This is a genomic window from Mycetocola tolaasinivorans, from assembly GCF_003667565.1.
Taxonomy (GTDB): domain Bacteria; phylum Actinomycetota; class Actinomycetes; order Actinomycetales; family Microbacteriaceae; genus Mycetocola; species Mycetocola tolaasinivorans.
On sequence record NZ_RCUX01000010.1, the window covers coordinates 1 to 25,707 of the forward strand.

Sequence of the window (25,707 nt, forward strand, 5' to 3'; positions counted from 1 at the left end):
AGGTCGGTCGTCTGGGTAAGGTCCTGGGTCCGCGTGGCCTGATGCCGAACCCGAAGACCGGTACCGTGACCCCGGACACCGCCAAGGCAGTGTCCGAGATCAAGGGTGGAAAGATCGAGTTCCGCGTTGACAAGCACTCCAACGTTCACTTCGTTGTGGGCAAGGCATCGTTCTCGGCTGAGCAGCTGAACGAGAACATCTCCGCCGCTCTGGAAGAGATCGTTCGTCTGAAGCCGTCGAGCTCGAAGGGCCGTTACATCACCAAGGGTGCCGTTTCGACCACCTTCGGCCCCGGCATCCCGCTGGACGTCAACAGCATCTAATTTCGGTTTTCCGAGATTATTTCCGGGCCATCCGCTTCCGCGGGTGGCCCGGTTTTGCGTGTGCAGGCCCGTTCATCTGAATGGATTCAGCGTGCACCGTACTGACTCGCGTAGACTCGCCCGATGACAGCCACCCCCTTTACCGGCCTCATCGCATACCCGATCACCCCGCTGGACGCCGCGCAAAACCCCGACCTCCTCGCACTCGAACGCATCATCGCCCCGCTGCACGGCCACGGAATCGACGCCGTCACCGTGCTCGCCACCTCCGGTGCCGGCGTCAGCTTTGAAGCCCACGAGCACGCCGCGATCGTGGCCCAGGCCGTGACCGCCGCAGACGGACAGCTGCCCGTGTACGCGGCCATCACCGCCCACTCCACCCCCGCCGTCATCGCCCGCGCCCAGGCCGCGGAATCCGCCGGCGCCGCCGGCGTGATCCTGGCACCGTTCAGCTACCTCCCGCTCGGGGATGCCGAGGTGCGTGAGCTCATCGGCCGGGTCAGTGACGCCACCGATCTCCCCATCGCGTTCTACAACAAGCCCGTGCAGCTCGGCTACGACATCACCCCGGACACCCTCGACTACCTCGTGACCCACGCCCACGTGCGCGCCATCAAGGAGCCCTCGATCCGTCCCGGCCAGCACGATCGGGCCATCCTCGAAACGCGCCTGGCGGAGCTGCGCTCGGCCGGCGGGCCCGGTTTTTCCCTCGGGCTGAGCGGTGACCTTGGCCTGCTGGCCGAGCCGCCAGCGGTGGATGCCTGGCACACCGGCCTCGCCGCGTTCCTCCCCGCCGAGTATCACTCGGTGTGGGCGCAGGACGCCTACGCCGACACCTCACGTCGTGCGCTGCGCCGCCTCGCCGAGGCCCTCGCGTCCGGGCACAGCCCGATCGGCGGACTGCACGTCGCGGCGCGCACCCAGGGATCCACCACCGCGGATCCCCTCGGCCCGGTACTCCCCGCCACGGCGGAGGAAACCGCGGAGATCGTCGCGGCGCTGTCCTAGGCTCCACGGGGTCACCCACGCCGGGAAACGGTGCTCTCGGGGCTCCCAGGCACCGCTAGGGGGCTCCCGGTGCTCTCGGAGTGCTCGACGTGCGGCCCGCGGGCAGCGCGAACCAGCTCGATTACGGAATCGAGATCGCGATCTTGCCCCGGGTCCGGCCGGACTCCAGCGCGAGATGGGCATCCACGATGCGCTCGAGCGGGAACGTCTCGGAGATCTCTACCCGCAGCTGATCGGACTCGATCAGCGCCGTGATCTGCTCGAGCACCCGGGCATCCGGCGACACCTTATAGTGCGTGCCGCGTACTCCGGCGGCCTCCGCCTCGGCGGTAAAACCGGGCCAGCTGCCAGAGGGCACATTGACCAGCACGCCGCCCTCGACGATCACCCCGAGCGAGCGCGAGCCGGTGTTGGCGTGGACGTTACCGATGAGGTCGATCACGGCGTCCACCGGGGCGAGGGCATCCTCGAAGCTCACCGCGGTGTAGTCGATGGCCTCGGCCGCGCCGAGCTCGCGCAGGAAGTCGAGGTTGCGGCCGGAGCCGGTGGCGATCACGTGCGCACCGCGCAGCGCCGCGAGCTGCACCGCGAAGTGGCCCACCCCGCCCGCGCCGGCATGGATGAGCACGCGCTGGCCGTGCTCGATCTCGGCGGCGTCCAGCGCGCCCCAGGCGGTCATCGCGGCGAGCGGAACGGCCGCCGCCTCGGCGAAGGACAGGTTCGCGGGCTTCGGGGCCACCGAGAGCGAGGGTGCCGCAACATACTGTGCGTAGGAGCCGCCCACCCGCGGCACCGGCAGCATGCCGTACACCTCGGTGCCGGGCTGCAGCGGGTGCGCCTCATAGGGGGCGCGGACCACGACACCGGCGAAGTCCGAGCCGATCAGTGCCGGATACCGGACGATTCCCGCAGCGACGCCGCGGCCCGCGCGGGTCTTCGCATCGATCGGGTTCAGCGCGGAGGCGTGCACGCGCACCAGCAGCTCATCCGAGAGCGCAAACGGCAGCGGCAGTTCATCGGTGAGGCGCAGGTTTTGGGCCTCACCCGGGGCATCATAGACGGCGGCAAGCATGGTCTGCGGAAGCGTGGAGTCGGCGGGAGTCATGCTTTCGAGTCTGTCACGATCCGGGGCCGGATAACAGGGTGTTACCGCAGGCGTTTGGCGCCCTCACGGCCGAGCAGCCAGAGCAGGTATACGCCACCCAGGCACACGGTCACGAGACCCACCGGCAGCTGGATGGGGGAGAACGCGCGCTGCGCCAGGAGGTCCGCACTCACGAGCAGGAATGCGCCCATGCAGGCGGCCGGGATCAGCGCGATTCCGGCGCTTCCGGTGAGGCGGCGGGAGATCTGCGGGGCCACCAGCGCGACAAACGCGATGGGGCCGGCCACCGCGGTGACGGCAGCGGTGAGCGCGACCGCGAGAACCACCAGGAGCAGCCGGGCACGCTCGGTACGAACGCCCAGCGCCTGCGCCGCATCGTCGCCGAGTTCGAGCATGCCGAGGGTGCGCCCGCCGGCGAGGGTGAGCGCAAGCACGGGCAGGATCACCAGGATCGCGGGGAGCGCCTGTGCCCAGGTGGTGCCGCCGAGCGAGCCCGCGCCCCACACCGCCGCGGCCATCGCCACCTCGATATCGGCGCGCAGTACGAGCCACTGGTTGATCGCCGCGAGGGCCGCGCTGATACCGATACCCACAAGAATGAGGCGGTAGCCGTGCGATCCGCGCCGCCAGGCGAGGAAATAGATGAGCAGCGCGGTGCCGAGGCCGCCCGCGAGCGCACCCACGGCGGTGGCCGCGTATCCGCCGCCCACCACCATGATCGCGATCAGTGCGCCCGTGTAGGCGCCGGTGCCAAAGCCGATCACGTCGGGGCTACCCAGGGGATTACGGGTGAGCGACTGGAAGACGCCACCGCTGACGCCGAGCGCCGCCCCGAACACGATCGCGGCCAGGGCGCGCGGTGCCCGCCAGGAGAGCACGATCGAGCGCTCAAGGTCGCTACCGCCGCCAAAGAGCACGCCGAGAACGCGGTCCGGGCCGAGCGGGTAGTCGCCGCTGCCAATCATCAGAATGCCGACCAGCGCGGCGAGTGCCAGCAGCACCACGCAGACGATCAGCGTGCGGGTGCGGCTCTGGGAACGCGGACGGACACGCGGGGAGCGGGCCGCGCCGGTACGTGCGGTGGTGGTGCTCATAGGCCGGCCACCCGCTTACGTCGAGCGAGGTAGACGAGCACGGGTGCGCCGATCAGGGCGCAGGTGACCCCGGCCTCGAGCTCACCGGGCAGGATCACCCGGCCGATCACATCGGCAATGAGCAGGATGATGGGCGCGAGCACCGCCGAGAACACCAGCAGCCAGCGCTGATCGGTGCCCGAGATGCGGCGGGCGAGGTGCGGGGCCATGAGCCCGAGGAACCCGATCGCGCCCACCGCGGCGGTGGCCGATCCGGCCAGCACGGTGATCGCCAGCAGAATGAGTACGCGCGAGCGGCCCGGGTGGTAGCCGAGACCCCGAGCGGCATCCTCGCCGAGCGCGAGGGCGTTCAGCCCACGCCCGGTGAACGCGGCCAGCAGCAGCCCGATGCCCACGGTGATCGCCACGGGAACGAGGAGGTCACTGCCGCGGTCGGCGAGGGAGCCCACCGTCCAGGCGCGCAGCTGATCGAAGGCCGCCGGCTTCAGCAGGGCGAGCCCGGTACCCACCCCGGAGAGCACGGCCCCGAGCGCGACACCGGCCAGCACCAGGCGGGCGGGATCCAGGCGGCGGGATCCGCGCATGCCGATGAGCGAGACGAGCCCCGCGGCCAGCAGCGCGCCACCAAACGCGAACCAGACGTAGCCGCTGTAGGCGGTGATCCCGAAGCTCCCCACCGCGAGGACGATCGCGAGCGAGGCCCCGGCGTTGACCCCGAGTAACCCGGGTTCGGCCAGCGGGTTGCGGGTGAACGCCTGCACGAGGGCACCGGCCACGCCGAGCGCCGCCCCGGCGAGGATGCCGAGGAGCGCGCGGGGTAGGCGGGAGCCCAGGATGATCGCGTGATCGGCCGAGCCATCCGGTGCGGTCAGTGCGGCCCACACGGTGTGCGGCGGGATGGGCTTGGAACCGATGAGGAGCGAGCCCAGTGCGAGCAATACGAGGAACGCGAGTGTCGCAATCAGGAGCAAAACCCGGCGGCCCGTGCGCGTGCTGCGAGGCGACGCGGGCGCGGCGGCCGCGTTCGCGGGGGCCTCGGCGGAGGGCGGAACCATGCTGAGTATCCTTCCCCTCGAGTCGCACCGGAACAGGGGACAGTCTAACCCGCGTTTTCCCGTCACACAGTCGGTCCTAAGGTTGGCAAGCCTTACCTAGCCTGTCGCGCGAATCTACGCTACCGTCTAAAACGATGTTTGATTTACGAAAGAAGCGAGCGCTCCAGGCCGCGGCCGTTGCCCTCATGATCGCCATGACCGCGGGCTGTGCCGCGACCGATGGTGGTGGACTGAAGTCGGGTTCGGGGAACACCGACGTCGCCACCGGCGGCGCCCACTTCAAGACCGCCGATGAGGAAACCGCGAAGCTTGGCAGCACCGCCAAGCCCGGCGTCTTCCCGCGCGAGGTCAAGCACTCCGAGGGCACCACCGAGATTAAGGCCAAGCCCAAGCGGGTGGTGGTGCTCGACACCGGCGAGCTGGATGACGTGCTCGCCCTCGGCATCACCCCGGTCGGTATTCCCTCCACCGAGGGTGCAAACTCGGTTCCCGGCTACCTGGCCGACCGGGTCAAGGATGCCACCGGAATTGGCACCATTCAGGAGCCCAACCTCGAGGCCATCGCCGCGCTCAAGCCGGACCTCATTCTCGGTTCGAAGCTGCGCGCCGACAAGCTGTACCCGCAGCTCTCCCAGATCGCGCCCACGGTGTTCTCGATCCGTCCGGGGTTCCCGTGGAAGGAAAACCTGCGCCTGGTCGCCGCCGCGACCGGTGATGAGGACAAGGCCGTGAGCCTGCTCAACGAGTATCAGGCCGAGGCCGATAAGCTGCGCGCAGACATCCCCGGCAACCCCACCATCTCGCTGCTGCGCTTCATGCCGCAGAAGACCCGCCTGTACGGCAACGCCTCGCTGATCGGCGTGATCCTGAAGGACGTGGGCCTCGCCCGCCCCAAGATTCAGGACATCGATGAGCTCGCCACCGAGATCTCCTCGGAGAACCTCGCCCAGGCCGAGGGCGACTGGATCTTCTACACCAGCTATGGCACCCCCGAGGCCACCGGTGAATCCGCGGCGCTGGCCGGACCGATCTGGCCCACCCTTGACGCCGTCAAGAACAAGCACGTGCAGCGCGTGGACGACGACGTCTGGTACCTGGGCCTCGGCCCGATCGGTGCGGGAAAGATCCTGAAGGACCTGCGCACCTACCTGGTTCCCAGCAAGTAGCGTCCGCTCTCCGCCCCGCCCATCACGACGTTGTGGGTGGGGCGGTGTCTTTAACCGCCGAGATGGCCTAGCCTATAGGACGTGATTATCCTGATTTCCGATCCCCGCGTCGCGCGGATCACCGTTGTAGATGACGGTGACGCGCTCGTTGAACTCTCGGATTTCGAGGTACGCTGTCGCCCGAACATCGGCGTCGGATCACGGGTTCGCCGCGAGCTGGCACGTCGGCTGCGCGCCGCCGATCAGGCCCTGCCGGACGGCTTTCACCTGTGCGTGGCCGAGGGGCTGCGCCCGGTCGAAACCCAGCGCGCGATCATCGAAGACTACGTGAACACGCTTCGTGTGGAGTTTCCCGAGGCCGGTGACGCCGAGCTGGCCGAACTGAGCGCGCGCTACGTTGCCCCCGTTGAGGTGGCCCCGCACGTGGCGGGTGCGGCCGTGGACCTCACCCTGGTGAACGATGCCGGAATCGATCTCGATATGGGCACCGTTATCGACGCCACCCCCGAGCAGAGCGACGGCGCGATTCGCTTCGACGCCCCAGGGATCTCTGCGATCGCGCGCGCAAACCGTGACCTGCTGGCGCGCGCCCTCGAATCCGCGGGCCTCGAAAACTACCCGCACGAGTGGTGGCACTGGAGCTACGGCGACCGCTACTGGGCGTTCCGCAGCGGTGCCGATCACGCCCTCTTCGGCCCCGTGGTCGAGGCCTAGCCGCGCGCGAGTACGATCCCGTCGCGGGCAAGGTGCGCGCTATTACGGCGCGTAGGGCGCGATCGGTTCCAGGTGTTCGTAGCCCTCGGGCATCGGGATGAAGGTGCGGCGGTGCAGCTCGTTGATGAGGTCGTTCGCGAGGCCCACGAGCTTGGTGATCTCGGCCTCATCGCGATCGATCCAGCGGCACAGCGGCTCATCGCTCACCGGTACAAAGTTCTTGTGTTCCTCCCACACCACGAGGGTGCGTTCGGCGCCCAGCACGTACTGCTGCCACCAGATCTGACGCATGTAGTTGCGCGGGACGCTGCGCCACGGCTTCGTGGTGGTCTTGATCTCGGAGAGGATCACGTGCCCCTCGGGGGTGGTCGTGACGCCGTCCGGGGTGGCCAGGTGACGCTTTTCGAGCTCGGAGTGGTACAGCGCGGAGGAGGGCTGGATGCCGTGGGTGGCGGCCACCCAGGCGGCGATCTCGGGCTCGCGACGGCGGCCGTGCTCGGTGAACGCGTTTCCGGTGAATCCGGTGCCGTGCAGCTTCGCGGTGGCCGCGGTGTCGATCGACCGCGGGGTGGAAAGCTTTGCCACGTCGGTAGCGGTGATGCCGCGGGCCCGGGCCCGTAGCCACGCGACCCGATCGTTTGAGTCGGCTACAAAGCGTTCCTGATATCCAGATGTCACTTCCCTATTGTCCCCCGGATCGGTGACGCCGCGAGCCACGTCCCCCGCGCGTCGTGGAAGCCCGCCACCGGCTGTTCGCTCAGCGTTCACCCGGGCAGCGATCCAATGTCGGTGGGTCGTGGCACCGTTGATGCTATGGGACAGGACTTCGCGGTGCACGTTGGCCCGACCTCCACCGAGGTCGAGCGTCGTGGTGCGGCCGCCGCGGCCGCATCCTGGCTGGGTTCCAGCCGCCGGGCCGGGCTCGTGGTTTCCACGAGCCACACCTCCGAGTCGGAGCGCGCGCTCGTGCGTGCCGTCACCGACCGGATCCCCGTCCGCGGTGCCTGGGCGCACAGCGTGCGGCACGGCAACCGCGGGATCGACGGCCTCGACGCGCTCATCGTAGTCGCTCCGGACGCGGAGCTACTGGAGTGGGTGATTGCACGCGCGGGTGAGGAACCGGTGGTAGTACTCGGTGCCAACGCCCACGCAACCGAGGCGCTGCTTGCCCGCGGGTCCCGTCCGCTTCGCGCCGATCGAGTGCCGGCGGGTACGCCCGCCCTCGTGCAGTCGGGCACCGTGCAGTCGGGCCTTGGGCAGCCGAGTTTCGGGCAGCCGGCCAGCATCAGCAATCTTGTCTCGAACGCCGGTGATCTTGTGTCGACCGGCGAATACGCGCCGATCGCCAGCGACTATGCCCCCACGGTGAGCCCGGCTCGCGGCCGCCGCTGGGCCGCGCCGTTTAGCGTCGCCCGAGTGGGTGCGTAGCGAGCCGTATTGAAGCAACACGAGGGGCCACTCACGATCGATCGTGAGTGGCCCCTCGTGTTTTCGCGGGAGTCGCGGAGCTACACCAGGTCGGTGAGGTCCCGGAGGAGTTTTGCGAGGTGCTCCACATCGCCGGTTTCCCAGCCACGCAGATTCTCGTAGAGGCGGCTTCGACCGGCCTCGCGCAGTGCCTTGATCTCGGCGATGGCCGCATCGGTGGCCGAGAGGTTGATGACCCGGCCGTCGCGCGCATCCGGGGTGCGGATCACGAGCTCATGCTCCACCAGCTGGCGAATCAGCCGGCTCGTGGTGCTGCGATCGCTGCCCAGAAGCTCGGCCAGCTCGCCCGCCTGGAGCGAACCGTGCGAGATGATCGTGCCGAGTGCCTTGTACGCGCCCGGCTGCAGGCCGGGACGCAGGAGCTCCGCGCGCTCACGAATCGTGGTGCGTACCTTCGCGAACAGCCCGATCAGCTGGTGTTCGAGGTCGGCTACGGCGGCGTTGAAGTCCGGATCCGCAGTCGTGACCACGGAGACCGGGGCGCACAGGGGCGGTTCGTGCCGCACGGGCCCGGTGGATGCCCCCGCGAGGGGGGCGTCCACCGAGTCCGGCCGGTCTGCCGCGCGGTCGCTGGGGGCCACGGGGGCGGCTGCGGGAGTATCCACGGTCATGCCGTCAGTTTAGTTGTCCGCGTCGGGTCGGCGCTGGCCGTTCCCGCCCACCTGGGGGATAGATCCGGTGGTGAGCAGGTCGCCCTGCGCCCCGATGCTGGCCTCGCCCACGGCGATCAGGTTCTCGGCGGCCTCGGTCCCGAGGGATTCGGGGGCGTCTTCGGTCTGGTCGTCGGCACCGGGAGCCATGCGCTCGCGTGCGGTCTGGGTGCTGAGCGAGCGGTTCGGGAGGAACACGATCGCGAGCACCGTGATGAGGGCGAGCGGGGCGGCGACGAGGAAGATATCGGCCACACCCTGTCCGTAGACGGACTCGATGATGACGCGCACGCTGTCCGGCAGTTCAGACACCTTCGGCAGGACGCCGCTCGAAAGCTGCTTACCCACCTCGGCACCCGACGGTCCGAGTGCCACGAGGGCCTGCTGGATGTCGGCGGCCTTCGCGCTGATGCCATCGGTGATCTTGGTGGCGAGGACGGCACCCAGAACCGAGATACCGATCGTGCCGCCGAGGCTGCGGAAGAAGGTGACGCCCGAGCTGGCCACACCGATCTCCTTGGGGGAGACGGTGTTCTGAACGATCAGCACGAGGTTCTGCATGACCATACCCACACCCACACCGAGGATGAACATGTAGACCGAAACCAGCACGTAGTTGGTGTCGTACTTGATGGTGCCCATCAGGAACATACCGACGGTCAGGGCGATGGATCCGAAGACCATGTACGCCTTCCACTTACCGTACTTACTGATCAGCATGCCCACGAAGGTCGAGGCGAGCAGCAGACCGGCGATCATCGGCAGGGTGAGCAGGCCGGACTGCGTCGGCGTCGCGCCACGAGCCAGCTGCATGTACTGACCGAGGAACACCGAGGTGCCAAACATGGCCACACCCACGGCGATCGAGGCGATCACGGCGAGGGAGAAGGTGGGGTTCTTGAACAGCGTCATCGGGATGATGGGGTTCGAGACCCGCAGCTCAACGATCACGGCGAGGATCAGCATGATGACGGCGGCACCGATCATGACGTAGCTGGCGGTGGAGTCCCAGTCGAACTCGTGGCCGGCCATGGTGACCCAGATCAGCAGCAGCGAGATACCGCCGGTGATGAGCACCATGCCGAGGTAGTCGATCTTGATCTTGATCTTCTCGAGTGCGGGGAGGTTGAGGTTGCGCTGCAGCAGGAAGATCGCGGCGATCGCGAAGGGCAGGGCCACGAAGAAGTTCCAGCGCCAGCCGATGGCGTCGGTGATCACGCCACCGAGCAGCGGGCCACCCACGGTACCCACGGCCATGACGGCACCGAAGAGACCCATGTAGCGGCCACGCTCACGCGGGCTGATGATGTCGGCCATGATGATCTGGCTGAGGGCGGCGAGGCCACCACCGCCGAGACCCTGCAGGACGCGGAAGATGATGAGGGTTTCGGTGTTCTGCGAGAACCCGGCGAGGGCCGAGCCCAGCACGAAGATCACGAGCGCGAGCTGGATCAGCAGCTTGCGGTTCATGATGTCGGCGAACTTACCCCAGATCGGTGTGGACACCGTGGTGGCGAGCAGGGTCGAGGTGATGACCCAGGTGAAGGCGGCCTGGTTACCGCCGAGGTCCGAGATGATTCGCGGCATCGACGTGGAGACCACGGTTCCGGCGAGGATCGAGACGAACATACCCATGAGGAGCCCGGAGAGGGCCCGCATCACGGCGGGATGTGACATGGCGGCGGGTGATGGTGCCGCTTCGGTGGTTGTTGCTGACATTGTGTGCGCGTACTCCGTGGCTTCGTTAATATCCTTGCGAAAAGTCAACTATATGCCGATGGTTGATTTCTGTCAACTAAGTGTGGGATTGGCTGTGTGCCGGGGTTTCGCGCGTGGGTTTCGAGCCGCATGCGCGTCCTTCGCCGGGGCCGCGGGGCCCTCCACTAGGGTCAATGCGTGAAATCTAACGTGATCCGTGGCGGTGTCTGGGGCGGTCTCCTCCTGGTGGGGCTCGCGGTCTGGGTGCTCCCGTATACCCCGGCGCGAGCCTGGCCGATCGGCAGCCACCTGGTCGCGATCGACCGCATCATTACCCTCCTGCTGGCCGGGGCCGCGGTGGCGGCGCTCATCCTCGCGCTCACCGTGTGGCGCCGCAGTGGCGGTCGCGGGCGCTCGCTGCTGATCGGCGTAACCTGCGTGCTGTTCGCGCTCGCCGGGCTCTTTGGTGCGCGCATTCTCGCTCAGGGCACGGCGGAGGGCTCGGATCCCGGCCAGAACTCGGGCCTGCGGGCGCTGGCCTGGAACGCCGCCGGGGAGGATAACACCGCCCCGGCTGATATCCTCATGCCCGTGATCAAGGCATACGGCGTGGAGATCCTGGTGCTGCCCGAAACAGGGTGGCGCACGGCCGAGATCGCCGCGGAGTACCTCGGGGAGCGCGGCTTCGCAAACGTGGCGTATACCGATGAGGGCACCGCCACCTCGGTGTTGCTCTCGCCGCGCCTGGCCGCGGCCGGGAACTACCGGGTGGACACCAATATGCCGCCCTGGGCGGGCTTGGCTCTGCGGCCCGAGACGCCGTCGCCGGAAACGCCGATCATCGTGGGGACGCACCTTCAGCAGCCCTCGCCGGGCAACATCGAGACCTGGCGGATGCACCTGGACTGGGTGGCCGGCCTCTGCGCCGAGAGCCCCTTCGTGGTGGTGCTGGGGGACATGAACTCGACCCTGAACAACCTCGGCGGCGATACCGTGGGCGTCTGCCGTGACGTGGCCGCCGCCCACGGTGCGGGGGCCACGGCCACCTGGCCGACCTGGCTGCCGAGCGGCCTCGGGGTGTCTCTCGATCGCTTCCTGATGGGCACGGGTTTTGATCCCGAGCGGGCGAGCGTCCGGGTGCTTCGGGAGATCCAGCCCGAGCGGGCCGACCACTGGCCCATCCTGGTGTCGTTCTAGTAATACGGCAGCGGCCGCCCCTCGTGGAGGGCCGGCCGCTGCCGTTTTGGCCGGTTACTTGCCGGTGATCTCGCTCACCCCGCCGCCGCCCAGGTGCAGGCGGCGCGGTGCGCGCTTCGCGACCGCGGAGTCGTGGGTCACGATGATCATCGTGAGGCCCTGGTCGCGCCAGAGCCCCTCGAGGAGGGCGAGGACGTCGTCCCGGGTGTCCTCATCGAGGTTGCCGGTGGGCTCATCCGCGAGGATCACGGTGGGGTTTTTGACCAGCGCGCGGGCGATGGCGACGCGCTGCTGCTGGCCGCCGGAGAGCTCGCTCGGCCGGTGATCAATGCGGTCGTCGAGCCCCACCTGGGCCAGGGCGGTGCGGGCCCGACTGCGGCGTTCGGCGGCCGGGACCCCGAGGGGAACGAGCGCCGTCTCGACGTTTTCACCGGCGGTCATGGTGGGCAGCAGGTTGAACCCCTGAAACACGAAGCCGATGCGTTCGGCGCGGGCCTTCGCCCGGCGGCCCTCGCCGAGGGCGCCGAGTTCGTCTCCGGCGAGGTGGATCGATCCGGTGGTGGGCTTGTCGAGGGCCCCGAGCATCTGCAGCAGGGTGGACTTGCCACCGCCGGTGGGGCCCTGAATGGCGATGAACTCGCCATCCTCGATGCGTAGGTTGACGTCCTTCAGCGGGGTGACCGGCCCGCGGGCGGTCTTGTATGTCTTGGTGAGGTTTGTGAGGGTGTACACGAGTGTTCCTTAGCGTCGAGGTTAGACGATGGCGCGGAGGGCCGCGGCCGGGCTGAGGCGGGAGGCACGCCAGCCGCCGATGGCACCGGCGAGGAGGCCGGCGAGGACGGCGAGACCGACCGCGAGGAGGATCAGCGAGGGATCAAAGGGCAGGTGCAGCGCGATGTTGGTGGTGTGTTCGGCCGCGGCGGTGCGTGCCGCATCTCCCGCACCCGTTCCGCCCCCGGTACCGCCACCGAAGCCGCCGCCTCCGCCACCCCCACCCCCACCGAATCCGCGTCCCGCGGCCCGGGTGGAGGCACCCACGGTGGGGGCGATGGCGTTGACGATGGTGGTGCCGATGAGGCCAAGAACCACACCGATGACCGCGCCGATGAGGGCCTGCACGACCGATTCTCCGGCCACCTGACCAACCACGCGCCCGTTGCTCCAGCCGATGGCCTTGAGCGTGCCGAACTCGCGGGTGCGACGGGTGACGCCGGAGACGGTGAACAGGATCGCGAGCAGCACGGCGGCGGCGAGCACGATGATCGACAGCCAGGTGCCGAGGGAGCTGACGAGGCTCGCGGCGCTGCCGAGCGAGCCGGAGATTCCGGCGGCGAGGTCGGCCTGGGTCGACACCTTGGTGCCGGTCAGCGCCGTGGTGAGGGCGGTGCTGGTGGCGGGGATGGTATCGGCGGAGGTGGCCTGCACGTAGATGGTGCTGACCTTGCCGGTTTCGCCGGAGAGCTGCTGGGCCACACCCAGCGGAATGTAGACGTTTGCGGCCCCCGGGTCTCCGGCGTCGTCCACGATGCCCACGATGGAGAACTCGGTGCCGCCGAGGGAGACGGTGCCGCCCACGGCGAGGTTCGCGGTGGTCGCGTAGGTGGAGTCGAGCACGGCCACGTTGGCGGCGGCATCCGAGGTGGCCAGCGCCCGGCCGGAGGTGGTCTTGTCGCCGGAAATCGGGCCGATGGTCGCGGCCGGGTCGAGCCCGAGCACCGAGATGGTGTCGACGTTGAAGTTACCGCCGCCGGAGCGGCCGCCCTCGACCTCGCCACGGCGGTTCTGCGTACCCGGGGTGGCCCCGGTGAAGGTGCCGCCGAAGGTGATGTTGTTGAGGGCCAGTGCGCCGCTGGAATCCTTGACCCCGCTCACGGTGCCCGCGGTTTTGACCATGCCCTGATCGAGGAGCCCGGCTCCGCGGGAGGCCACGAGACGTGAGGTGGAGACGTTGGTGTCTCCGCTGCCGGTGCCGGGGGCACCGCCGGAGAAGCTGAACTGCTGGCCGGTGCCGGGGGCTCCGGTGCCGGGGGCCTGCGGCTCGGCGGTTACGGTGATGTCGGTGCCCACACCGTAGAGACCGGTGAGTACCTTCGCCTGGGCGTTCGCGATCCCCGCGGAGACGCCGCCCACGATGACCACGAGGGCAATCGCGAGGGCGAGCCCGAGGGACACGATGAGGGTTTGCTTTTTGCGGCCGAGGAGTTCTCGGCGCAGGGATGTCAGAAACACTGCGGGTCTCGCTTTCCGCGGCCGGATGCCGCGAAACCGACGTTAGGCAGCGACCCTATGGCGAGCTCAAGGAGAACCTATGCGTAACTTATGAGTTTTTATGTTTTGTTTATCCGAGGGGGATGAGGCGGTCGCAGGGGGTGAGGATTCTCGGATCGTGGGAGGCCAGGAGCACGGCCGTTCCGGCATCGGCGAGGGCGCGAAGATGCGTCGCGAGCAGCGTGGCGGCGGCCGCGTCGAGGGCTGCGGTGGGCTCATCGGCGATGAGGATCGCCGGGGCGCGGATGAGTGCCCGCGCGAGGGCCACCCGCTGCCGCTGCCCTCCGGAGAGCGTGTCCACGTTCTGTTCGGGTCGGAGATCACCGAGCCCCACAGTTCCGAGGGCGGCCCTGACCCGTCGCGCGCGCTCGGACTGGCCGACGCGGGGGCGGATAAACAACAGCGGCAGCTCGATGTTTGCCGCGACCGACTCGGAGCGGAGGAGGTCCCCGCTCTGCGCCAGAAAGCCGATGTGGGCGGTACGGATGCGGGCGAGCGCCCGCGGGGTAGCGTAGTTCAGGCTCTCGCCGGCCACCCAGACGGTGCCCTCCTGCGGGGGAAGAAGTCCCGCAAGAATGCGCAGCAGCGTGGTCTTACCGGTGCCCGAGGGGCCGTGCACTCCCACCATCTCGCCCGCGGAGAGATCGAGGGAGAAGCCGTCCAAGATGAGCCGGGTGTTTTCACCGTCGGGGAAGGCATGGGAGAGGTTATCGGCGTGCAGGAGCGCGCTGGTCATGATGGACCTTTCGGGTGCAGGGTGCGGGAAATTCTGCGGGCAAACGGAATCCCGATGAGTAGGTGGAGCGCGAGGGCAAAGAGTGCGGGAAACAGTAGGTAGTGCGCGGGGAGGAGCGGCGGCCAGTCCGCCCCGGCGTAGACGATCCGCCCGGCGGTGAACCCCAGGAGCAGTGGCGGGGTAATCCCCAGGGCCAGCACCAGCTGGGCGCGCAGGTGAAGCATACCCGGGCGTGCACCGTGGAGGTGCTCGATGAGGAAGCGCCGAAGCGTGTGTGCGCGCAGTCGGTGGGCACCGGCGGCCACCACCACGCCTCCGAGCAGGGAGACGGTGATGCCGAGCGTGAGGTTTAGCCGGTCGATCAGGGTGCCCGAGCGCTCGAGTGGGGAGATCAGCTCCTTCACTGGAACGGCCTCGTAGCGTCTCCCGGTTTCGGCGGCGTCCTCGGCCGCATTTATCGAGACGATCACGTCCTCGAGGGCGTCCGGGGCGCACAGACAGCGAATCAGCCGGGCGAGATCCTCGGCGCGCATCCCGGCGGTGAACTCCTCGGCGGTGGTGGCCCCCGGGTCGATGCGGCCATCCTCCCCGGTGAGGAAGAGATCAGCGCGCTCGCCGAGGGCCCCGAAGAGAACAGGGGCACCGGGAAGCAGGGCGGGTTCTTCGAGGTCCTGCACGTTGCGCGCCTGGGGATCGATCACGCGGACGGCGCTCCCCTGCCCCGCGGGCAGCTCCGTTTCAGAGGGTGAGGCGGCCGCGTCTGCATAGCCCACGGTGAACGTCGCAAAACTCGCCACGAGTGCGGCCTGGCCCGCGAGGATCACCGCGCAGAGCACGAACCATCCGGTGGCGGAGCGGAAGTCGCGCCCCACCCTAGTGCGGGACGACATGGCGCACGGTGGTGGAGGTCCAGCGCAGGGCGATGCCCGTCTGGATGGCGAGTGAGAGGACGTGGAGACAGAGCGCGGCACCGAGGGTGAGCGCGATCGTTTCGGGTGCGGAGAGGAGGGATTCCGCTGCAGCGCTCACCCATCCGGCCGTGATGAGCGCGCCCACCGCACCGCCGAGGAGGGCAGGGCCCAGCGTGGTGCGCAACTGGTCACGGCGCAGGAATCCGCGGCTCGCTCCCGCCTGCGCCCACACCGTGTACCGCGTTCCGTGCGCGGTGAGGAGCGCCACCATCGCAAAGATTGGGGCGAGCACCACCACGGATCCAAACCCGACAGCGATGATGCCAAACGGGCTCGCTACTCCGCGCGTGATCAGGGCGGGCAGCGCGGTGTCGGGCGTGAACGAGATATCGACGATCCTGAGACCGCCGTCTTCCAGTGCATCGGTAATGGGCTGCACGGTGTTCTCTCGGGTGCCAAAAATCCAGTAGGTGCCCCCGCCGAACCTCAGCGCCTCGGGTGTGAAAAACGCCGCCGGGGTGCGGTCCTCGAATGATGCCGTCGTGCTGAAACGCCCCACGATGTCGGTGAGGTTGTCGTTCCCGGCACGTGCCGCGCGCACCGTCTGTTCCGGCGCACCGGGGAAATTGGTTGTGACGATCGCCCGCGCTCCGGGTGGATCCGAACGCAGCTCCCTGGCCGCATCGATCCGTTTTTCCGGATCGAAGAGCGTCACCAGCCCGGTCTCGTACCAGTGTGAAAACGCCACGGACGACCCGCCCTCCCGTGCCGCGGAGGTGAGGCGGGCGGTATCCGCATCGTTCAGATCGGCACCGATCACCGTAACGCGTGCGGAGGGCTCCTGCACCCCCAGCCGCGATTCGGCGGCCGCGGCAGAACCCTCAACAACCATGATCGCGAGCGCACCCCAGAAGATCACCCCGAGCGCCCCACACAGAGCGAGGGGTAACGCTCGGAACCTCCCTGAGTGAGCCATTAGGAGTGAGGCTATGCGCCCGGCCCTGTGTTTTGGGTGTGCGCCAGGAACATCGCTTTTGGGGTTGTTCAGCGAGCATTCTGCAAGCGCATAGGTTTCTCATAGGTTTGCGCGGATACTGGAGGAATGAGCGACAGCAGCAGTTTCCGACCCGCCGTGCCCCTGAGCGCGATGACCCGTGCCGATGGCGGGGCCCTGCGGATCCTCGTGGTGGACGATGAGCCCGCCCTGACCGACCTGCTGCGCATGGCGCTGCGCTATGAGGGGTGGGAGGTCGAGACCGCCGGGAACGGGGCAAACGCCCTCGCGACCGCGCGCCGATTCAACCCCGACCTCGTGATCCTCGACATCATGCTCCCCGACCTCGATGGCCTCAGCATCCTCGCCCGCCTGCGCGCCCGCGATGCCGACCTCCCCGTGCTCTTCCTCACCGCAAAGGACGCCCTCGACGACCGCATCGCCGGGCTCACCGCCGGCGGCGATGACTACGTCACCAAGCCGTTCAGCCTCGAAGAGCTCGTGGCGCGCATTCGTGGCCTGCTGCGCCGGGCGGCGCTCGTCACCCCCGAACAGATCGGCCCGATCGTGCAGGTCGGCGACCTCATCCTCAACGAGGACTCCCACGAGGTTGAGCGCGGCGGCGACCCCATCGACCTCACCGCCACCGAGTTTGAACTGCTGCGCTACCTCATGCGCAACCCCCGCCGCCTGCTCAGCAAGATGCAGATCCTCGACCGCGTGTGGAACTACGAGTTCGACGGCCGCACCAGCATCGTTGAGCTCTACATCTCATACCTGCGCCGCAAAATCGATGCGGGCCGCGAGCCGATGATCCACACCTCGCGGGGCGTGGGCTACATGATCAAGCCTGCCCGGGTGAGCGCCGAATGAGCGCCCACAACACCGAGCTTCCCCCGCGCCCGCCCCTGCCGCCGCAGAGGCCCGAGGGCGCAGGCGCACCCACCGGGAACGAGGGTGCACCCGCAGAGAACACCAGCGAGGCTCCGAAAAAGAAGCGTCGCCGCGCCTTCACCCTGCGCCAGCGCCTCCTCGCGATCCTGCTCGTGGGCATCGCGGCCGCGAGCGCGCTGATCGGTGGTGCGAGCGTACTCACCGTGCGCAACCTCCTCGAAAACAGGGTGGACGAACAGCTCGTGCACCTCTCGCAGCGGCCCGAACGCACCCTCGGCGGCTTCGACCCGCAGAACCCCGGCTTCCTCGGCGACCCCGGCACCGGCCCGGGCGCGCTCGGCGCGGTGATCCTCGACGGCGAGGTGGTGCGCTCCGCCGCACTCTCCACCGACGGCTCACCCACGCCCCTGACCGAGGCGCAAAACCAGGCGATCCTGCGCGCCTCCACGCACGTAGAACCCGCGAACATCACCATTCCCGGGCTCGGTAACTACCGCGTGATGGCCCGCGAAATACAGGTGCTCGTCACCCCGACCACCCTGCGCACCGGCATCAGCGTCACCGGCCTGCCCCTCGCGGCTACCGAACTCACGCTCTCGCAGCTGACCCGGGCCATCCTGATCCTCGCCGTCGGCGTGCTCCTCATCGTTGCCGCCGCGGCCTACCTCGTGGTGCGGCTCGCGCTGCGCCCGCTCGACCGGGTGGCCGCCACCGCTGCCGAGGTATCCCGGCTCTCGGTCGGGGCCGACGGCGACCCCGGCACCACCCCGGGCGGCGACCGAACCGAGGCAGCACTGCGCGTGCGCGTACCCGAACGTGATGCCGATGAGCGCACCGAGGTGGGCCGCGTGGGAGCCTCGCTCAACCTCATGCTCACGCACGTCGAGGAGTCCCTACAGGTGCGTCGCGCCGGCGAGGTCAAGCTGCGCCGCTTCGTCTCGGACGCCAGCCACGAGTTGCGCACCCCGCTGGCCTCGATCCGCGGCTACTCCGAACTCGCCCGCCGCATCGGCACCGACCTGCCCGAAGACATCGCCTACTCGCTCTCGCGCATCGGCTCCGAATCGATCCGGATGACCGGCATCGTCGAAGACCTGCTGCTGCTCGCTCGCCTGGACGAGGGCCGCGAACTCACCCGGCGCCCCGTGGACCTCACCGACATCGTGTTTCACGCGGTCAACGACGCCCACGCGGCCGGCCCCGACCATCCGCTCGAATTCGATGCCCCCGAGGTGCCGATCCGCGTGCTCGGAGACACCCCGCGCCTGCAGCAGGTCATCGTCAACCTCCTCGCAAACGCCCGCGTCCACACCCCCGCCGGCACGCAGATCCGCGCGCACCTCGAGGCGAAGGACGGCGAGGCGCTGCTCGAGATCAGCGACAACGGCCCCGGCGTCCCCGAAGACCTCCGCGACCACGTGTTCGAGCGCTTCGTGCGCGGCGACGAATCCCGCACCCGCGCCCCCGGATCCGGTGGCACCTCGGGCCTCGGGCTCTCCATCGTCGCCGCCGTCGTGCAGGCCCACGGCGGCCGAGTGGCACTCGAATCCGAACCGGGCAACACCGTGTTCCGGATCACGCTCCCGCTGCTCCCCTAAACCTGCCGAGCGCCCGTAGTTCTTGAAGGGAGGCTACGGGAGCTCGGCGGCAAACCTCACCGGTGCCGGTCGGTGCAGACCGGCACCGGCAAAAACTATCCGTTCTGCGCCGCGTGCAAGCGGGCATAGTGCCCGCCCAGCGCCAGCAGCTCGTCATGGCTGCCGATCTCGACGATCTTTCCGCGGGCAAGCACCACGATGCGGTCGGCCGAGCGAATCGTCGAGAGCCGGTGCGCCACGATCAGGGTCGTGCGATCGCGCAGCAGCGAATCCAGCGCCTCCTTGATGTGCGACTCCGACTCGGAATCCAGAGCCGAGGTGGCCTCATCGAGGAACAGGATCCGCGGATCCCGCACCAGCGCCCGCGCAATCGCGAGACGCTGACGTTGACCGCCCGACAGGCTCGCCCCGCGCTCACCCACGACGGTGTCCCAGCCGTTCGGCAGGTTCTCGATAATGTCCATCGCGTGGGCGTCGGTCAGCGCCTTCAACACCCGCTCATCGGTGACGTTTTCGAGGCCATAGGTGATGTTGTCGCGCACCGTGCCATCAAACAGCACCGACTCCTGCGGCACCACCGAAACGAAGCGGCGTACCTCGCGCAGATCGAGCGACTCCAGGTCGCGGCCATCCAGCAGAATGCGGCCGCCGGTGGGGCGCAGGAACCCCAGCACGAGGTTCAGCATCGTGGACTTTCCCGACCCCGAGGGGCCCACAAACGCGATCGTCTCGCCGGGCTTCACCGTGAGGTTCACACCGTCGATCGCGACCCGCGGATCCCCGGGGAAGCGGAACCGAATGTCTTCAAAGCGCAGTTCGCCGGCCACCTCGGTGAGGTGCGCCTTGCCGTCGTTCTCCTCGACGTCCGGATCCTGCAGCACCTCGCCCACCGAACGGATCGACTCCAGCCCGCGGGTGAACACCGGCACGAGGCTCAGCAGGGTCACGATGCCGCCGGTGAGAATCGTGAAGTAGGTGGAGAGCAGCACCACTTGGCCGGGCGTGATCGGCAGCAACCCGGTGAGCGACGCGGCCGCGGCGGCCACCAGGCAGAAGACACCGAGCAGCTGATACGCAACCCAGGACATGGCACCGAAGCGGCCGTTCAGCACGTCCAGGTTAATGCCGGCGCTACGTACCTCCTCGGTGCGGTTCGAGACGCGCTCCACGGCTACCTTCTCGAGACCGTGCGCGCGGGTGATCGGGATCAGCGTGGCCATCTCGCCCACACCCTTGGAGAACCGCTCCACCTGGCGGCGGAAGTCCTCATTGCGGTGCCGGGAGCGGGCGCGGACGTAGCGCATGAGCAGCACGGCGATGGGTACCGTCAGTGCAAACACGAGCACAAACGCGGGCACCTGAATGGCGGTCATGATGATCGCACCGGTGAGCGCCGCCACCGCCGAGAGCGCGGCAGGGAAGGCCTGCTGCATCATCAGCTCGACGTTCTCCACATCGCGCACCACCTTGGTCTGGATGACCGCGGCGCTCGCGCGCGAGTGGTAGCCGATCGAGAGCGACTGCAGGTGCTCGGTCAGGGTGTTGCGGAGATCCGCGGCGATCCGACGCGTCACGGTACTGAACAGCCGGGTGAAGGCCATGTGCAGCGGATAGTTCTGCACCAGCAGCAGCACGGCCAAACCGGCCGCAATCGCGAGCTCGGTGAGGGATCGGCGGTCCACCACGATGTCGATCACGCGCGCGGTAATCACCGGCATCAGCCACAGCGGGCTGTCCTTCACCACAAACGCGAGCGCCGCGAGGAGCAGCTTGCCGCGGTGGGGGCGCAGCAGGCTGAGGAATGCGCGGCCGGGGTTCTGACCGAGGGGCGGCAGCGGGATGGGGGAGGTGTGTGGTGCGTTCACGAGTTTCCGGGTGAGTGGTGGATGGGTCGAGACACGAGAGTACTCGCTTTTGCACCCCCGCGGGACCGTTTCTCGAAGATTCATCCGGGCGTGCCTCCGGGTGTTGGATATGCTCGGCGGAGGGCGAGGTGCGCCCACGATGGAGAGGACTCCCGATGACCGACCGTTTACTCCCGTGGAGCGCCGGAACCTGGACCACCGAGCCGGTGTCTGCCGAGGTCACCTCGGTGGGACTGGAGGTCGAGGCCGTCGAGGGCAGCGATGCCTGGCGGCACACCTCCTATGGTTTTGTGCACGATACCGAGCACGCGCTCCTCGTGCCCTTCGCGGTGGGCCGCGCGGTCGAGATCACGTTCACGGCCGCGTTCCGCGAGCAGTTCGATCAGGCGGGCGTTTTCCTGCGCGCCGGTGAGGAAACCTGGATCAAAGCCGGCGTCGAGTTCGCCGACGGCGCTCTGCAGCTGGGGGCCGTGGTCACCCACACCAACTCCGACTGGTCGGTCGCTCCGGTGCCCGAGTGGAACGACCGCAACATCACCATCCGGGTGAGCCGCGATGACACTTCGGTGACCGTTCGCGCCCGCGTGGATGCCGAACCCTGGCGCCTCGTTCGGGTTGCGCCGCTCGCCGGAAACCTCGACATCGGGGCCGGGCCGCTGATCTGCGCCCCCACCCGGGCCGGGTTCCGCACCACCTTCCTCAGCTGGGTGGAGACGGCCGCGGATACCGATCTGCACTAGCGCTTACGCGCCCGCGCAGGTTCGCCAGCGTGCGCTGGTTGCGCTCCATCGTGGCGCGCCGGGCCGCCGCATCGGTGTGTGCTCCTGCGCGGATCGGGCGAGCCCAGGCGCTCAGCAGTTCGGAGATCGCGGCGATCAGCGCGTTGCCGGTGCCGCGGGCGAGCGCCGCGTGGAAGTCCTCATCGTGTGTGAGTGAGGCATCGGCGCTGAGAGCTTCTGGATGATCGTCGATCGCCCGCGACAGGGCCGCCAGCGCCGCCTCGTCCATGCGTTCCGCGGCGAGATCGAGGATGTGCGCGTCGAGGGCCGCCCGCAGCTCGGCGGCATCGCGATGGTCGTCGCTCGCGGCGAGCACCGCGCCGATCAGGGCGGCCTCCCGGCCGAAGTCCGCGGTTACCGAGGTGCCGCTTCCCCGGCGACGCACCACCAGGCGGCGCGCCTCCAACCGGCTCAGCGATTCCCGCAGCAGCGGGCGTGAAACACCAAGGTGCAGCGCCAGATCGCGCTCGCTCGGAAGGCGTTCTCCCGGCTCGAGGGTGCCGGCGAGGATGAGGTTTTGGAGGTGCACCAGGACGTCGGTTCCCGAGGGCGCAGACCGACCCGGTAGCGGCGGAATACGGTCAATCGACACGGGGCCTCCCGGGATGGAACGGGATGGGCGGGTGCCCACCCGACCATTATTGTGCGAGCCCGGGTCGCGCGGTGCCGTCCTGGCGGGTTCGGTGCCCTCGCGTGCGCGAGTGCCCCGAGAGATTTTCCTACGCCGACATTTCGCGTGCGTTCAGTGCGGCAACGGCCTGCACCGTGGCGACGGTCAGCGGGGTCGGCAGGGCGTCCAGCGGAAACCAGTCGAGCCCGTCGTGCTTGTGCGGTTCGACCAGCCGCGGAGTGCCGGTAAACGCGGTGGCGAGGTGCACCGGCGCGATCCAGTGGGTGCCCGCCTCGGCATCGATCTGATCCACCACGCACAGCAGCGTGGTGCCCGCGAGGGCGATGTCGATCTCCTCGGCGATCTCGCGGGCAATGGCCGCGGGTACGGTTTCGCCGAGGTCGACCTTGCCGCCCGGTAGCCCCCAGGCCCCCGCCTCGGGTTCCCGCAGCCGACGGATCAGCAGGAGCCTGCCATCGCGCAGGATCGCGGCACCGCAGCCGACGCGCGGTTCGGTGGGAGCGGGGTGTGACATGGGGCCTCCAGGGACGCGGGCGGGACTTCGAGACTATCGGTGCGGGGCTAGTCGGCGTCCAATGCAAACTCGGCGCGCTCGAAGGAGACGCCGTTGACCTGCAGCGCGATCGCGTGTGCGCCCGGGTGGTAGCGCCGCGTGGTGATCGGCCGGAACGAGTGCTCCTTGGCCACCCGGATGCTCTCGCCCGGTTCGAGCGTCCGCGTGACCAGCTTGAAGGTTTTGGGGGCGAGGGTGCCGTTTGCCTTCTGGAAGTGAACCACGTAGTCGATCGCGAGTTTGGCGGCGGCCGATCCGGTGTTTGTGACCATCGCCGAGAAGCCGAGCGAGCCGCCCGCGGGCACCCGATCGGCGCTGAGGACAAGCGGGGACACCTCGGCCGTGGCGGGGGCAAAGCCGAGCTGGGCGAGGGCCGCCGGATCGCCCTTCTTGATCAGCGTGCGCAGCGCGTGCTTGACGAGCCAGGCGGTGTTCTCATCGGGCGCTGCGAGCCAGGCCGCGGTGGTCTCGGTCACCAGCTCGGGGCTATGGCGCGCAATATCGTTGAGGTGGTTGGCCACCGAGCGGCGCACATATTCGCTGGGGTCGCGGTAGAGCGCGTGCAGGATGGGCAGGGTAGCCTCGGGGGCGGCGATCAGGGCCGGTACCCGCACGCCCCAGGGTAGGTACGCGCGGGTGCCCTCGGAGGCGAGGCGACGCACGTGCTCGTCCGGATGGGTCGTCCACCCCTGAACGATCTCGAGCGAGCGGGGGAGGTCGTGGCGCAGGAGCCCGCGGATCCCAAACTCGGCGGTGAGCCCCGGAGTCAGTGCCGCCTGCAGCGCGAGCGCTTCGGCCAGGTGGGCATCCGCATCGGTGTTCAGCGCGCGGGTGGTGACGGCCTCGGTCAGCGGCCAGACGCCCCAGCCGGTGGGTGGTGTGGGCAGGGCTACGGCGGCGTGCACCAGCGTGGCGAGGGCCGCAAAATCGCCGGGAACATCGGCCAGGATGGCATCGCGCAGCAGGTCTGTGCGCTCGCGCAGTGTGAGCGGCGACAGCGTCTGTGCACTCACCGCCGACAGCGCGGGTGCTGAGCTGAGCCCGGCCGCGTGCAGCGTGGATTCGAGCGAGCGGACGGCATCGATACCGAGCAGTTCATCGGCAAAAGGCAAGGTGGCTCCCGTGGTCAGCGTGTGGGTTTAGGTTAGCCGAAACCGGTGACAGCGCCCTGACCGGCCGCTAGGCATCGGCCGTGCAGGCAGAACGTGCGCGCGCACGCGCCAGATAGTTGTCGATCGCCGTGAGGCTGGCGGCCACCAGAATGTGTCGATCGTAGAGACGCTGGCGATAGCCCTCAAGCTCGAGGCGAATCGCGGGGTCGAGCGGGATGTCTAGCACCTCCTGTCCGGGCTCCACCTCCGGCAACAGGAGCAGGATGAGCCGCGTGGGCACCCCGGCATCCAGGAGACAGCGGATCGTCTCGACGGTGTGGATGGCGGAATCAGCGTAGAGCCGGTAACCATTCACATCACGCCCAGCCGGAAGAAGTCCCTGCTTCTCGTAGTAGCGGAGGAGCCGCGGAGATGTCGCGGTGCGGGTGGCAAGCTCGCCGATGTACATGGGAATCCGATCTGCTGGGTCTCCCGGTGACAACGGTCCCACGTGCGGGTGCATTCCCGGCGAAGGAGTGCCGCCTTGACCCTGACACTACTGCCAACCCCTCAGGCTGTGTCCATGACTCAAACCGTGGGCGAGAACGCCCGACCCCTCAATCCCCTCCCCATCGCGATAATGCTCGCCGGCGTGGGGTTCATTATCCTGGTCACCGAGATTCTGCCGGCGGGCCTTCTGCCACAGATTTCGCTGGGGCTCGGGGTGTCTCCCTCCCTCGCCGGCCAGGGAATCGTCACGTTTGCGATCGGATGCATCGTTGCCGCAATTCCCCTGACCCGTGCCGCTGCGAGCTGGGATCGCCGTTCGCTTCTCCTCGGGGTGCTCGTGATTTCGGCGGTGTCAAACCTGGGAACGGCCCTCGCACCGGATATCGTCACCCACCTCATCACCCGTTTTGCAGCGGGGCTCGCGGCCGGCGGGATGTGGGCAATGTTCCCGGGGTACGTGCGTGGCTTCACGCCGCCTGAGCGGTTGGGATCCACGCTCAGTGTGGCGTTCCTCGGCGTAACGCTCGCATTCGCGCTCGGGGTCCCGATGGGCACACTGCTGGGTGAGACAGTCGGCTGGCGTCTGGTTTTTGTGATCATCACCGCGCTGACCGTCATGATGGGGATCATTGCACTGTTCCTGGCACCTCGGGTTCCCGGAGTCGCGCGTGGAACCGATGCACGCATTCCGGTCGAGCAGACCCTCGGCGCAGCCGTGCGCACTCCCGCCGTGCAGCTCGTACTGTTAGCGGTAGTGCTGATCGTTGTGGGCCAGAGCCTCGGCTATACCTACCTTGCCCCGATCCTCGAATTCGGAGGGGTCGCCCTGAGCACGGGACTGGTCTTCGGGCTGTTTGGGATCGCCTCGGTTCTGGGGACGATCGGATCCGGTCGCTTTGCAGACCGACACCTCACCGGAACCCTCGTGTCCGCCCTCTCGGCCGGGGCGGTGGGGCTCGCGGGAATCGGCCTCTCGGCCTGGCCCGGGTTGCTCGCCGAACCGGTGGGGAGCGCCCTCCTCACGATCTCGGTCATGCTGTGGGGATACTCATTTGGCGGCTACTCAATGCTGTTCCAGGTGGTGGTTGCCCACGCGGGTGGTGCGGCGGCGGATGCCGCGCAGTCGGTGATGGTCACGGTGTGGAACATCTCGATCGCGCTGGGAGGTTTCGTCGGCGGCGTCCTGCTCGCGGGAATCGGGCCCCTCTTTCTGCTGCCCATCGCCGCGATTCTGATGGCGGTTTCTCTGCCCCCGGTCCTGCGCGTCCTCGCCGGTATCCGGGCGAAGGCACCGCACTCGACTGCGAGCTCGGCCGTCTGACGGTACGGAGGAACAACTCGGATAAATCGGGGACCACGTTAGACTGGTGAATCGTTTC

General features: G+C 68.4%; 25 protein-coding genes and 1 pseudogene. 10 read left to right on the forward strand and 16 right to left on the reverse strand.

What is annotated here, in order from left to right; translation table 11 throughout:
• Positions 1–323: pseudogene (locus D9V32_RS12330) on the forward strand (50S ribosomal protein L1); the annotation flags it as partial.
• A gap of 123 nt (positions 324–446) precedes the next feature.
• The gene (locus D9V32_RS12335) at positions 447–1,331 is read left to right on the forward strand and encodes a dihydrodipicolinate synthase family protein (RefSeq protein WP_121649221.1); all 885 of its coding nucleotides are present in this window, start codon (positions 447–449) and stop codon (positions 1,329–1,331) included.
• A gap of 121 nt (positions 1,332–1,452) precedes the next feature.
• On the opposite strand, the gene D9V32_RS12340 is transcribed toward D9V32_RS12335, so the two are convergent.
• From D9V32_RS12340 to D9V32_RS12350, 3 genes are read right to left on the reverse strand one after another with little or no spacing between them, the layout of a single operon-like run.
• A complete protein-coding gene (locus D9V32_RS12340; RefSeq protein WP_121649222.1) occupies positions 1,453–2,436 on the reverse strand; it encodes an NADP-dependent oxidoreductase in 984 nt (327 codons plus the stop codon).
• Positions 2,437–2,477: 41 nt separating this feature from the next.
• Complete coding sequence (locus tag D9V32_RS12345; RefSeq protein ID WP_121649223.1) at positions 2,478–3,530, reverse strand: FecCD family ABC transporter permease; 1,053 nt, start codon at positions 3,528–3,530, stop codon at positions 2,478–2,480.
• Complete coding sequence (locus D9V32_RS12350) at positions 3,527–4,585, reverse strand: iron chelate uptake ABC transporter family permease subunit (protein WP_121649224.1); 1,059 nt, start codon at positions 4,583–4,585, stop codon at positions 3,527–3,529. Before D9V32_RS12350 ends, D9V32_RS12345 begins: the two co-directional genes overlap by 4 nt.
• Positions 4,586–4,719: 134 nt before the next feature.
• Here D9V32_RS12350 and D9V32_RS12355 point away from each other — a divergent pair, with 134 nt between their 5' ends.
• Complete coding sequence (locus D9V32_RS12355) at positions 4,720–5,751, forward strand: ABC transporter substrate-binding protein (protein ID WP_245982312.1); 1,032 nt, start codon at positions 4,720–4,722, stop codon at positions 5,749–5,751.
• 81 nt (positions 5,752–5,832) lie between these two features.
• Positions 5,833–6,465: a M15 family metallopeptidase gene (locus tag D9V32_RS12360; protein ID WP_121649225.1), complete on the forward strand. Its 633-nt coding sequence runs from the start codon at positions 5,833–5,835 to the stop codon at positions 6,463–6,465.
• 42 nt (positions 6,466–6,507) lie between these two features.
• Here the strand turns inward: D9V32_RS12360 and D9V32_RS12365 are convergent, their stop codons facing one another.
• A complete protein-coding gene (locus D9V32_RS12365; RefSeq protein WP_121649226.1) occupies positions 6,508–7,143 on the reverse strand; it encodes a YqaJ viral recombinase family protein in 636 nt (211 codons plus the stop codon).
• 135 nt (positions 7,144–7,278) lie between these two features.
• Here D9V32_RS12365 and D9V32_RS12370 point away from each other — a divergent pair, with 135 nt between their 5' ends.
• Complete coding sequence (locus D9V32_RS12370) at positions 7,279–7,893, forward strand: hypothetical protein (RefSeq protein WP_147440473.1); 615 nt, start codon at positions 7,279–7,281, stop codon at positions 7,891–7,893.
• Between the two features lie 80 nt (positions 7,894–7,973).
• Here the strand turns inward: D9V32_RS12370 and D9V32_RS12375 are convergent, their stop codons facing one another.
• Both D9V32_RS12375 and D9V32_RS12380 read right to left on the reverse strand, forming a co-directional pair.
• Positions 7,974–8,564 carry a MarR family winged helix-turn-helix transcriptional regulator gene (locus tag D9V32_RS12375; RefSeq protein ID WP_121649228.1) on the reverse strand — a complete coding sequence of 197 codons (591 nt, stop codon included), beginning with the start codon at positions 8,562–8,564 and terminating at the stop codon, positions 7,974–7,976.
• Between the two features lie 9 nt (positions 8,565–8,573).
• Positions 8,574–10,322 carry an MDR family MFS transporter gene (locus D9V32_RS12380; protein ID WP_245982314.1) on the reverse strand — a complete coding sequence of 583 codons (1,749 nt, stop codon included), beginning with the start codon at positions 10,320–10,322 and terminating at the stop codon, positions 8,574–8,576.
• 177 nt (positions 10,323–10,499) lie between these two features.
• Between D9V32_RS12380 and D9V32_RS12385 the strand changes: the two genes are divergently transcribed.
• Positions 10,500–11,498: an endonuclease/exonuclease/phosphatase family protein gene (locus D9V32_RS12385; protein ID WP_147440474.1), complete on the forward strand. Its 999-nt coding sequence runs from the start codon at positions 10,500–10,502 to the stop codon at positions 11,496–11,498.
• 54 nt (positions 11,499–11,552) lie between these two features.
• On the opposite strand, the gene D9V32_RS12390 is transcribed toward D9V32_RS12385, so the two are convergent.
• The 5 genes from D9V32_RS12390 to D9V32_RS12410 form a co-directional block, all read right to left on the reverse strand.
• On the reverse strand, positions 11,553–12,230 hold the full coding sequence (locus D9V32_RS12390) for an ABC transporter ATP-binding protein (protein ID WP_121649231.1): 678 nt from the start codon (positions 12,228–12,230) through the stop codon (positions 11,553–11,555).
• Positions 12,231–12,251: 21 nt separating this feature from the next.
• A complete protein-coding gene (locus D9V32_RS12395; protein ID WP_121649232.1) occupies positions 12,252–13,727 on the reverse strand; it encodes an ABC transporter permease in 1,476 nt (491 codons plus the stop codon).
• Between the two features lie 109 nt (positions 13,728–13,836).
• Complete coding sequence (locus D9V32_RS12400) at positions 13,837–14,502, reverse strand: ATP-binding cassette domain-containing protein (protein ID WP_121649233.1); 666 nt, start codon at positions 14,500–14,502, stop codon at positions 13,837–13,839.
• On the reverse strand, positions 14,499–15,392 hold the full coding sequence (locus D9V32_RS12405) for a hypothetical protein (RefSeq protein ID WP_147440475.1): 894 nt from the start codon (positions 15,390–15,392) through the stop codon (positions 14,499–14,501). The genes D9V32_RS12400 and D9V32_RS12405 overlap by 4 nt, the downstream gene beginning before the upstream one ends.
• Positions 15,376–16,332 carry a hypothetical protein gene (locus tag D9V32_RS12410; RefSeq protein ID WP_121649235.1) on the reverse strand — a complete coding sequence of 319 codons (957 nt, stop codon included), beginning with the start codon at positions 16,330–16,332 and terminating at the stop codon, positions 15,376–15,378. The genes D9V32_RS12405 and D9V32_RS12410 overlap by 17 nt, the downstream gene beginning before the upstream one ends.
• 183 nt (positions 16,333–16,515) lie before the next feature.
• Between D9V32_RS12410 and D9V32_RS12415 the strand changes: the two genes are divergently transcribed.
• Both D9V32_RS12415 and D9V32_RS12420 read left to right on the forward strand, forming a co-directional pair.
• Complete coding sequence (locus D9V32_RS12415; RefSeq protein ID WP_121649236.1) at positions 16,516–17,280, forward strand: response regulator transcription factor; 765 nt, start codon at positions 16,516–16,518, stop codon at positions 17,278–17,280.
• On the forward strand, positions 17,277–18,899 hold the full coding sequence (locus tag D9V32_RS12420; protein ID WP_121649237.1) for a sensor histidine kinase: 1,623 nt from the start codon (positions 17,277–17,279) through the stop codon (positions 18,897–18,899). The genes D9V32_RS12415 and D9V32_RS12420 overlap by 4 nt, the downstream gene beginning before the upstream one ends.
• Positions 18,900–18,994: 95 nt before the next feature.
• Here the strand turns inward: D9V32_RS12420 and D9V32_RS12425 are convergent, their stop codons facing one another.
• Positions 18,995–20,764 (reverse strand): ABC transporter ATP-binding protein, encoded by a 1,770-nt coding sequence (locus tag D9V32_RS12425; RefSeq protein WP_245982316.1) that lies wholly within the window; start codon positions 20,762–20,764, stop codon positions 18,995–18,997.
• Positions 20,765–20,919: 155 nt separating this feature from the next.
• Between D9V32_RS12425 and D9V32_RS12430 the strand changes: the two genes are divergently transcribed.
• Positions 20,920–21,504 carry a DUF1349 domain-containing protein gene (locus tag D9V32_RS12430; protein WP_121649239.1) on the forward strand — a complete coding sequence of 195 codons (585 nt, stop codon included), beginning with the start codon at positions 20,920–20,922 and terminating at the stop codon, positions 21,502–21,504.
• Here D9V32_RS12430 and D9V32_RS12435 read toward each other — a convergent pair.
• The 4 genes from D9V32_RS12435 to D9V32_RS12450 all read right to left on the reverse strand — a co-directional run bounded on the left by D9V32_RS12435 (position 21,464) and on the right by D9V32_RS12450 (position 24,287).
• Positions 21,464–22,135 carry a FadR/GntR family transcriptional regulator gene (locus D9V32_RS12435; RefSeq protein WP_147440476.1) on the reverse strand — a complete coding sequence of 224 codons (672 nt, stop codon included), beginning with the start codon at positions 22,133–22,135 and terminating at the stop codon, positions 21,464–21,466. The two genes, D9V32_RS12430 and D9V32_RS12435, sit on opposite strands and share 41 nt — an antisense overlap.
• 127 nt (positions 22,136–22,262) lie before the next feature.
• Positions 22,263–22,688, reverse strand: coding sequence for an NUDIX domain-containing protein (locus tag D9V32_RS12440; protein ID WP_121649241.1), 426 nt, complete (start codon positions 22,686–22,688; stop codon positions 22,263–22,265).
• 47 nt (positions 22,689–22,735) lie between these two features.
• Positions 22,736–23,839, reverse strand: coding sequence for a DNA alkylation repair protein (locus tag D9V32_RS12445; RefSeq protein WP_121649242.1), 1,104 nt, complete (start codon positions 23,837–23,839; stop codon positions 22,736–22,738).
• A 67-nt stretch (positions 23,840–23,906) separates the two neighbouring features.
• Positions 23,907–24,287 (reverse strand): MerR family transcriptional regulator, encoded by a 381-nt coding sequence (locus D9V32_RS12450; RefSeq protein ID WP_121649243.1) that lies wholly within the window; start codon positions 24,285–24,287, stop codon positions 23,907–23,909.
• Between the two features lie 114 nt (positions 24,288–24,401).
• Here D9V32_RS12450 and D9V32_RS12455 point away from each other — a divergent pair, with 114 nt between their 5' ends.
• Complete coding sequence (locus D9V32_RS12455; protein WP_121649244.1) at positions 24,402–25,649, forward strand: MFS transporter; 1,248 nt, start codon at positions 24,402–24,404, stop codon at positions 25,647–25,649.
• Positions 25,650–25,707: the final 58 nt, after the last annotated feature.

Bases quoted from the DNA above. Each gene is read 5' to 3' on its own strand.
- D9V32_RS12455 (WP_121649244.1), top strand. From the start codon at position 24,402: ATGACTCAAACCGTGGGCGAGAACGCCCGACCCCTCAATCCCCTCCCC.
- D9V32_RS12355 (WP_245982312.1), top strand. From the start codon at position 4,720: ATGTTTGATTTACGAAAGAAGCGAGCGCTCCAGGCCGCGGCCGTTGCC.
- D9V32_RS12440 (WP_121649241.1), bottom strand. From the start codon at position 22,688: ATGTCACACCCCGCTCCCACCGAACCGCGCGTCGGCTGCGGTGCCGCG.
- D9V32_RS12335 (WP_121649221.1), top strand. From the start codon at position 447: ATGACAGCCACCCCCTTTACCGGCCTCATCGCATACCCGATCACCCCG.
- D9V32_RS12405 (WP_147440475.1), bottom strand. From the start codon at position 15,392: ATGTCGTCCCGCACTAGGGTGGGGCGCGACTTCCGCTCCGCCACCGGA.
- D9V32_RS12380 (WP_245982314.1), bottom strand. From the start codon at position 10,322: ATGTCAGCAACAACCACCGAAGCGGCACCATCACCCGCCGCCATGTCA.
- D9V32_RS12450 (WP_121649243.1), bottom strand. From the start codon at position 24,287: ATGTACATCGGCGAGCTTGCCACCCGCACCGCGACATCTCCGCGGCTC.
- D9V32_RS12420 (WP_121649237.1), top strand. From the start codon at position 17,277: ATGAGCGCCCACAACACCGAGCTTCCCCCGCGCCCGCCCCTGCCGCCG.
- D9V32_RS12400 (WP_121649233.1), bottom strand. From the start codon at position 14,502: ATGACCAGCGCGCTCCTGCACGCCGATAACCTCTCCCATGCCTTCCCC.
- D9V32_RS12350 (WP_121649224.1), bottom strand. From the start codon at position 4,585: ATGGTTCCGCCCTCCGCCGAGGCCCCCGCGAACGCGGCCGCCGCGCCC.
- D9V32_RS12375 (WP_121649228.1), bottom strand. From the start codon at position 8,564: ATGACCGTGGATACTCCCGCAGCCGCCCCCGTGGCCCCCAGCGACCGC.
- D9V32_RS12340 (WP_121649222.1), bottom strand. From the start codon at position 2,436: ATGACTCCCGCCGACTCCACGCTTCCGCAGACCATGCTTGCCGCCGTC.
- D9V32_RS12430 (WP_121649239.1), top strand. From the start codon at position 20,920: ATGACCGACCGTTTACTCCCGTGGAGCGCCGGAACCTGGACCACCGAG.
- D9V32_RS12345 (WP_121649223.1), bottom strand. From the start codon at position 3,530: ATGAGCACCACCACCGCACGTACCGGCGCGGCCCGCTCCCCGCGTGTC.
- D9V32_RS12415 (WP_121649236.1), top strand. From the start codon at position 16,516: ATGAGCGACAGCAGCAGTTTCCGACCCGCCGTGCCCCTGAGCGCGATG.
- D9V32_RS12370 (WP_147440473.1), top strand. From the start codon at position 7,279: ATGGGACAGGACTTCGCGGTGCACGTTGGCCCGACCTCCACCGAGGTC.